The 8333-nt window shown below is 71.8% G+C and carries 7 protein-coding genes; 5 read left to right on the top strand and 2 right to left on the bottom strand.

The genetic code is table 11. The annotated features are described in order from the left end of the window. Positions 1-112: 112 nt before the first annotated feature. Complete coding sequence (locus AC07AL_RS21415; RefSeq protein ID WP_363585357.1) at positions 113-2824, bottom strand: penicillin acylase family protein; 2712 nt, start codon at positions 2822-2824, stop codon at positions 113-115. Positions 2825-3135: 311 nt separating this feature from the next. Here AC07AL_RS21415 and AC07AL_RS21410 point away from each other — a divergent pair, with 311 nt between their 5' ends. From AC07AL_RS21410 to mscL, 5 genes are all read left to right on the top strand, one after another. Beyond that, a complete protein-coding gene (locus AC07AL_RS21410) occupies positions 3136-4620 on the top strand; it encodes a potassium/proton antiporter (protein ID WP_363585358.1) in 1485 nt (494 codons plus the stop codon). A 356-nt stretch (positions 4621-4976) separates the two neighbouring features. Beyond that, positions 4977-6359: an MFS transporter gene (locus AC07AL_RS21405; protein ID WP_478317949.1), complete on the top strand. Its 1383-nt coding sequence runs from the start codon at positions 4977-4979 to the stop codon at positions 6357-6359. Positions 6360-6552: 193 nt separating this feature from the next. After that, complete coding sequence (locus AC07AL_RS21400) at positions 6553-6885, top strand: FmdB family zinc ribbon protein (RefSeq protein ID WP_350877692.1); 333 nt, start codon at positions 6553-6555, stop codon at positions 6883-6885. 286 nt (positions 6886-7171) lie between these two features. After that, positions 7172-7444 carry a hypothetical protein gene (locus AC07AL_RS21395; RefSeq protein ID WP_363585359.1) on the top strand — a complete coding sequence of 91 codons (273 nt, stop codon included), beginning with the start codon at positions 7172-7174 and terminating at the stop codon, positions 7442-7444. A 30-nt stretch (positions 7445-7474) separates the two neighbouring features. After that, positions 7475-7894 (top strand): large conductance mechanosensitive channel protein MscL, encoded by a 420-nt coding sequence (gene mscL / locus AC07AL_RS21390; protein ID WP_363585360.1) that lies wholly within the window; start codon positions 7475-7477, stop codon positions 7892-7894. Between the two features lie 10 nt (positions 7895-7904). On the opposite strand, the gene AC07AL_RS21385 is transcribed toward mscL, so the two are convergent. Beyond that, positions 7905-8180 (bottom strand): hypothetical protein, encoded by a 276-nt coding sequence (locus AC07AL_RS21385; RefSeq protein ID WP_478317948.1) that lies wholly within the window; start codon positions 8178-8180, stop codon positions 7905-7907. Positions 8181-8333 lie beyond the last annotated feature (153 nt).

Here is an 8333-nt window from a genome sequence, read left to right as displayed (position 1 = left end):
CAACCCCCCTGGTGAGCCCTTGCGGCCACCCCGCGGGGGGGGGGGGGGGTGGGGAGAGGGAGGCGGCGCCGGGGGGGGGGGGGGGGGGGGGCCCCGCCGGGGTCGTGCGGGGTCAGCCGTTGGTGAGCACCAGCTTGTGCTTGGTGGCCTTCTCGACCGCGTCCGGCGTGTAGGCCCAGGTCAGCAGCTTGCCCTTGAGCCAGAGGTCGGTCTGGTCGTTGTAGTTGTCGTGGAAGGCGTGGCCGGAGGCGCCGCCGACGTTGATCCACCGCGAGGAGTCGAGGTCACTCAGGTCGATCACCATCCGCATCGACGGGATCCAGTCCACCTGGTAGCCGGCCGCCGCGTTCCAGCCGGCCGCGTCGACGGCCGCCGAGCCGCCGGAGAGCCGGTACGGGCCGCGGTTGAGCAGCCGGTGGACCGCGCCGGAGGCGATCGAGGAGTCGTCGGTGCCGAGGGTCTGCTCGCGCAGGGTCAGCTTGTGCAGGCGGCCCCAGCTCCAGGTGGAGATGTCCTTGCTGAGCAGCGAGGTGAGGTCCTGCCGGGCGTCCTTCATCGCCTCCTTGAGCAGGTTGTCCAGGCCCTTCTGCTCCTTGTGCTGGGAGTCGATGTACGTCCACCAGGAGCTGTCCGGCTTGTCCAGCTGCTGCCGGACCACCTCGGTCCAGCGGTCGCCGCCGTCCGGCTGGGCCTTGCCCGGGTCGCGGGTGCCGCACTCGGTGACGATCTTGCTGGAGCTGTCCGGCCTGGTCGGGTCGTCCTGCTGGCGGACCAGCAGGCAGTTGCCCTTGGCCCGCAGGTCGGCCGGGAACTTCTGGCCGAAGGCGAGGCTGAGCAGCTGGCGCCAGACGCCGTTGTAGTAGGCGGCGGCGGCCGAGTCGGCGTCCTGGTGGTAGTTCCAGTCCTTCAGCAGGTCCTGCGCCTCACGCACGTACGGGTCGTCGATCTGCTGCTTGAGCAGCAGCGGGACGAGCGTCTTGGCCATGATGCTGGTGTTGTCCAGCTGCATGGTCTGCATGTCGTCCGGCGAGATCTTGCCGTTGTTCTTGAGCAGGCCCTCGATCTGGTCGGTGATCTCCTTGGCCCGGGTGCCGTACTCCCAGTCCTTGGTGAGCGAGTACTTGTAGCTCGGGTCCACCACGGCCTGGTTCGCGGTGACGATGTAGCCCGCGGACGGGTCCAGGCTGTACGGCAGGGCGGTGAAGGGGATCGAGCCCTTCCACTGGTACGTGGAGTCCCAACCCGGGGCCGGGTAGGTGCCGTCGCCCTTGCCGCGGACCGGGATGTCGCCGGGGGCCTGGTAGCCGATGTGCTTGGCGTCGGCGTAGACCAGGTTCTGCGCGGGGACGGCGAAGTCCTTGGCGGCGGCCCGGAACTCGTCCCAGTTGCGGGCCCGGTCCAGCTCGAACACCGCGTCCATGGTCTTGCCGGGGTTCAGCGCCGTCCACTGCAGGGCGACGCCGTAGCCGCCGGTGCCGCGGTCGGGGGCGGCGCTGCCGTTGGGGGCGTACTTGCCGACGTTCTGCTGCTCGGTGCTCTGGTCGGAGATGAGCGGGGCGCCGGTCTGGGTGGTGCGGACGGTGATCGTGCGGTCGTCGCCGCCGGCGACCTTGATGGTCTCCTTGCGGAGGTCGAACTTCACGTCCTTGCCGTCGACCTGGTAGGTGTCCGGGCCGGTGACCTTCTCCAGGTAGAGGTCGGTCACGTCGGCGCCGAGGTTGGTGAAGCCCCAGGCGACGTCCTTGTTGTGGCCGATTATCACGCCGGGCATGCCGGCGAAGCTGAAGCCGGAGACGTCGTACTGGCAGGCCGGCGAGCTGGTGCGGCAGTGCAGGCCCATCTGGTACCAGACCGAGGGCAGGCCGGGGCCGAGGTGCGGGTCGTTGGCCAGCAGCGGCTTGCCGGTGGTGGTGTGGGTGCCGGCGACGACCCAGGAGTTGGAGCCGATGCCCTGGCCGGGGCGGCCGAGCAGCTGCGGCATGCCGTCGATCCGGTCGGTGAGGCCCTGGAGCAGCGCCTTGGTGGTGGCCGCGCCCTGGGTGGTAGCGGTGCCGCCGCCGGACGGGGGCGAGCCGTCGGCGGGGCGGTAGTTGTCGCCGGCCACCGTGCCGGTCTTCACGATCGTGCCGTTGCGGGTGTACGGGTAGTCGGGGTACAGCTCGGCGATCTTGTCCGGACCGAAGTCCTGGGCCAGCAGCGAGCGGTCGATCTCCTCCTGGAGGTTCCCGGAGAGGTTCCAGGCCATCGCCTTGAGCCAGGCCACCGAGTCGACCGGGCTCCACTGCTCGGGCTGGTAGTCGCCGTTGACGGCGCCGAGCAGGGCGTACTCCAGAGAGGCCTTCTCGCCGCCGGGGTGCTCGGCGAGCCAGGCGTTCACGCCGTCCGCGTAGGCCTGGAGGTTCTTCTTGGTGTCGGCCGACAGCTTGGTGTCGAACTCCTTCTGCGCCACCTGCCGCCAGCCCATGGTCCGGATGAAGGCGTCGGTGTCGACCTGGCCGTCGCCGAACATCTCGGACAGCCGGCCGGCGGTGATGTGCCGCCGGACGTCCATCTCCCAGAAGCGGTCCTGCGCCTGGACGTAGCCCTGGGCGCGGAAGAGGTCCTCGTTGGTGTCGGCGTAGAGCTGCGGGATGCCGTTGGCGTCCCGCTTGACGTCGACCGGCGCGCTCATGCCCGCCACCTTGACGGTGCCGTCGACCTCCGGGAAGGACGCGCGGACCGCGGTGACCCCGCGGTAGCCGCCGTAGCCGACGCCGGCCACCAGCAGCACGACCAGCACGATCACGATCAGACGGGCGCGCCGGAACTTCTTCGAGCGGGGCATCTGGGTCCTTGCGGTCCTGACTTCGGGGCGGGCGGGCGTGTCCAGGGCCGGGGGCCGTGACAGGGCACCACATTAGGCCGAGTCGGCCGAGCGGCGTGCACGGGGGACGCTCACCGTGGGATCGGAGGAGGTCAACGAGGAGGCCCGGAAGCGGCGGTTGGGGGCCCGAGGAGGAAAAGAAACTAAAGATATGGCAAAATGTTAGACTGAGTAACGATCCGCAACAGGAGCATTGACACCTTCTTAACGGGTCGCGCCCTCCAGCACCACCAGACACCCCGCCCGCCCCTGCCTGCACGAGGTGCCACTGCGTGAACATCGACCACCTGAACCAGCTCCTCCTCGAGTTCTCCGTGATCCTGCTGGTCGCGGTGGTCGCCGTGCGGATATCCACCCGCTCAGGGCTACCGAGCCTGCTGATCTACCTCGGGATCGGCGTCGCCCTGGGCCAGAACGGCATCGGCGTCTCCTTCAACAACGCCGAGCTGACCCAGGTGCTCGGCTACGCGGCGCTCGTGGTGATCCTCGCCGAGGGCGGCCTCAAGACCAGCTGGCGCGAGGTCAGACCCGTGATGCCGGCCGCCACCGTGCTCGCCACCGTCGGCGTCGGGGTCAGCGTGTTCGTCACCGCGGCCGGCGCGCACTGGCTGGTCGGCCTGGACTGGCGGACCTCGATGCTGCTCGGCGCGATCGTCTCCTCCACCGACGCCGCCGCCGTCTTCTCCGTCCTGCGCATGGTCCCGCTGCCGCACCGGCTCACCGGCCTGCTGGAGGCCGAGTCCGGCTTCAACGACGCGCCCGTGGTCATCCTGGTCGTCGCCTTCGCCACCACCGGCGAGCTGGACTCCTGGTACGTCCTGGTCGGCACGATCATCGCCGAGCTGGCGATCGGCGCGGCGGTCGGCTTCGCGGTCGGCAAGCTCGGCGCGTACGGGATCAAGCACGTCGCGCTGCCCTCCTCCGGCCTGTACCCGATCGCGGTGATGGCGCTGACCGTGCTCGCCTACGCGGGCGGCGCGCTGCTGCACGGCTCCGGCTTCCTCGCCGTCTACATCTGCGCGGTGATCCTCGGCAACGCCAAGCTGCCGCACGGCCCGGCCGTCCGGGGCTTCGCCGACGGCCTGGCCTGGATCGGGCAGATCGGCATGTTCGTGCTGCTCGGCCTGCTCTGCACGCCCGAGACCATGGGCTCCGCGGTGGTCCCCGCGCTGGTGATCGGCGGCGTGCTGGTCTTCCTGGCCCGGCCGCTGTCCGTGGTGCTGACGCTGACCCCGTTCAAGGTGCCGGGCCGGGAGCAGGCGCTGCTCAGCTGGGCCGGGCTGCGCGGGGCGGTGCCCATCGTGCTGGCGACCATCCCGCTGGTGTCGGGCGCGCCGAAGGCCCAGGACGTCTTCAACATCGTCTTCATCCTGGTCGTCGTCTTCACCCTGCTCCAGGGCCCGACCCTGCCCTGGGTGGCCAAGCAGCTGCGGATCGGCGAGGGCTCGATGGGCCAGGACCTGGACATCGAGTCCGCCCCGCTGGAGAAGCTGCACGGGCACCTGCTGTCGGTCGCGCTCTCCCCCGGCTCCCGGATGTCCGGCGTGGAGGTCAGCGAGCTGCGGCTGCCCAAGGGGGCCGCCGTCACCCTGGTGGTGCGGGAGGGCAGCTCCTTCGTGCCGGACAAGGCGACGGTGCTGCGCGGCGGGGACGAGCTGCTGGTGGTCACCACCGACGAGGTCGGCGAGGCGGCCGAACGGCGGCTGCGGGCCGTGGACAAGGGCGGCAAGCTCGCGGGGTGGCTGAACGGGCGGTGAGACCCGCCGTCGGGCGCTGAGCCGGGAAGGTGGGCGGCGGGTGGCGACCGCAAGGCCGGAAGACCGGAAGGCCTCACCAGCTGTTCACCTTCGATGGGCAGGACAATTTTGGACGGGCCTTGTAGTCTGGGGATTCGCGCGACATCTACGCGCGTATATGTATGATGGTCAGATCACACCCAGCATCTGCCTGAAGCAGAGTTGGCGCGACCGTTCGGCGGCCGCGGTCCGGACCTCGGCCACCACGCCGGGCCGGCCCGGTATCTACCCCGGTCGACGCGCGAGAGGACGACTCTCGGCGCCGTCGGGGCCACCCCATGCCCTGCCGCGCTACCAGGCAGCAGGAAGGACCGACCGTGACGGCCCGCCGAACGGTCGACGACCCCGCGGACACCGCGACCCCGCGTGACACCGCCAACGCCACCCCTGCCGACGGCACCGCCGATGCCGCCGGCGCCCCCGCCCCCGTGCGGGTCGGGTACGGCGCGCTGCTGCGCACGCCCGGCGCCTGGACGTTCCTGGCACCGGCGTTCCTCGCGCGGCTGCCGTACGCGATGCTCAGCATGGGCATCCTGCTGCTCGTCAAGGACACCCACGGCTCGTACGGCACCGCGAGCACCGTCGCGGCCGTCGCCGCCGTCGCCCAGGCCCTGATCGGCCCGCAGACCGGCCGGCTCGCCGACCGGTACGGCCAGACCGCCGTCCTCGTCCCGACCGTCGTGGTGCACGCGGCCTCGGTCGGCGCGCTGATCGCGCTGTCGCTCGGCCACGCACCGGCCTGGAGCCTGTTCCTGGCCGCCGTCCCGGCCGGCGCGAGCGTTCCGCAGATCGGCGCCATGGTCCGGTCCCGCTGGATCGCCGAGTTCACCGCGGACGGCGCGTCCGCCTCGTCCGCGGCCAAGGTGGGCACCGCGTTCGCCTTCGAGTCCGTGACGGACGAGTTCACCTTCGTGATCGGCCCGATCCTGGCCACCGCCGTCGCCACCACGGTCAGCCCCTCGGCCGGGCTGATCGCCGAGGCCACGCTGACCCTCGTCGGCGGCCTGGCCTTCGCCGCCCAGCGGCGCACCGCGCCCGCCCGGGCGGTGCCCCAGCCCGGCGTGCGGCGCGCCTCCGCGCTCGCCTCCCCCGGCGTCCGGCTGCTGGCCGGGGCCTTCCTCGGGGTGGGCGCCGTGTTCGGCGGCATGCAGGTCTCGGTGAACGCCTTCGCCGACTCGGTCGGGCAGCACGCCGCCGCCGGCACCGTGTACGGGATCTTCGCCGGCGGCTCGATGGTGGCCGGCGTGCTGTACGGCGTGATCGCCTGGCGGCGGGCCGTGCAGCAGCGGATGATCATGAGCTACGCCCTGCTCGTGCTGGGCTGCTCGACGCTGTGGGCGATGCCCAACCTGATCGCGCTCGCCGTCGCCGGACTGGTCTGCGGCCTGGCCATCGCGCCGACCCTGATCAGCGGCTACACCCTGGTCGAGACGCTCGTCGCGGACGGCGCCAAGACCGAGGCGTTCACCTGGCTGACCGGCGCCATCGGCCTCGGCCTGGCGGTCGGCCAGATGATCGCCGGGCAGCTGATCGACGGCCACGGGCCGTCCAGCGGGTTCCTGGTGCCGGTGGCCGGCGCCGGCCTGGGCCTGATCGCGCTGGTGTCGCTGCGGCACCTGCTGACCGCGCCGGGCCAGGTGGTCGCGGCCGCACCGGAGCGCGGCGCCGCGCCGCAGTTGGTGGGCGCGGCCAAGGGCTGAGCGGGCACGCGGTGGCGCACCGCGCGAAGCCGTGGGCGGCGCGCGGTGGGGGCGGCGCGGAGCCGCGGTGGAAGAGCGTGCGCGGCTCGGCCACGGCTCATCTCACATCGGAGTCGCTGGACTGATCCAGCGGAATGCCGCATCATTGACCATCGTTAGCACTCATCAGGCGAGAGTGCCAGGAGGAAGACAAGTGCCCACGTACCAGTACCAGTGCACCGAGTGCGGCAACGGCCTGGAGGCGGTGCAGAAGTTCACCGACGAGGCGCTGACCACGTGCCCCGACTGCCAGGGACGGCTCCGCAAGGTCTTCTCGGCCGTGGGCGTCGTGTTCAAGGGCTCGGGCTTCTACCGCACCGACAGCCGTTCGTCCTCCAGCAGCACGGTGGGCGCAGGCTCCTCCGGTAGCTCCTCGGCGTCGTCGTCCGGCTCGACCCCGGCGTCGTCCTCGACGTCATCGACGTCCTCGTCCTCCGGTTCTTCGAGCTCTTCCAGCTCCTCCAGCCCGGCTCCGGCCGCGAGCTGACCTCGGCGCCGGACGCCCAGCGCATCGACAAGGCCCGCCACCCCGCGTTCTTCGCGGGGCGGCGGGCCTTCGTCGTCCCGGTTCGCCGTCACCACTCGTCGCCCCGGTTCGTCATCCCGGGCGGGCCGGATGCACTCGTGCGGGTGTACGAATTCGTCCACAGGGCCCGAGTTGTCCACAGGCTGCGGATAAGGGCTTTCCGGGGCGGCGCGCGGCGCACATCGTAGGGGTCGCCGGAGAACGACCGGCCCGCACAGGAGCGGCCCCCACGACCTCGGTGGTGACCATGACGACCATGAGCCTCTCCGTACCGCTGCCCGCACCCGCCGTACCGCCCCGGCGGGAGGTACCGCGCTTCCCGCCGATCCGGCGCGGGGCCGGCGGGTGGCACCGCTGGCGGCACGCCGTACGGCACCGGGCCGGGGTGCCCGCGCTGGTGCTGCTCGCGGTGGCCGCGGCGCTCGCGGTCGGGCCCGCGCGGGCCGGGCTGCCGGCGCCGCCGGGCGGCCCGGTGGGCCGGACGGGTTGTCAATCCGGCCCAACGGAAGATCACCCGTAACCGGGCAACGACTTCGTCGTTCACGGCGGCATGAAAGGCTTCAAGCAATTCCTGCTGCGTGGAAACGTCGTCGAATTCGCCGTCGCCGTCGTCATCGGCGCGGCCTTCACCAACATCGTCAACGCCTTCGTCAAGGGCGTCATCAATCCGATCGTCGGCGTCTTCGGAACGAAGGACCTGGCGTCCTACAGTTCCTGCCTCAAGGGCCCCTGCGAGCTGAACGCCACCGGCGAGGTCACGTCCGGGATCCTCATCCTGTGGGGATCGGTGCTCAGCGCCCTGCTGCAGTTCCTGATCACGGCGGCCGTCGTCTACTTCGTCCTGATCGTGCCCATGAACAGGCTGGCCGCCAGGCGGAAGAGCACCGCCGAGACGGCGGCGGAGGCCGAGGCCAAGGAGGTCCAACTGCTCACCGAGATCCGCGACGCGCTGATCGCCCCGCAGCGCTGAGCACCGCTCCTCAGTCCCCGTGGTGCGGCGGGCGCTGGCTCAGGTACCAGTCCAGCCCCCGCCCACCGCTCTCCCCCGCCCCGGGGCGCTCACCCCAGCCGGTGTCGGTGTCGTCCCGGGACTGCTGGTCCAGCGGGTCCCGGAAGACCAGCCGGGCCTTCGGCGCCGCCGGCCGCTCCTCCCGCCCCTGCTGCTCACCCTGTCCCTGCCCCTGCCCCTGCCCCTGCCCCTGCCCCTGCCCCTGCTCCGGCTCCCGCGCCTGCCCCTGCTCGCTCACCCTGCTCACTTCCGCTTCCCGTCGACTGCCGTCCGGATCGTCCCGTCCCTCCAGCCTAAGAGCCCCGCGACACACCCCGGGGCCGGGGGGGGGGGGGGGGGGGGGGGGGGGAGGGGGGGGGGGGGGGGGGGGGGGGGGGGGGGGGGGGTGTGGGGTGGGCGT

It is taken from the genome of Kitasatospora sp. NPDC043949, from assembly GCF_056435365.1.
This window is presented reverse-complemented; position numbering and strand designations above follow the sequence as displayed.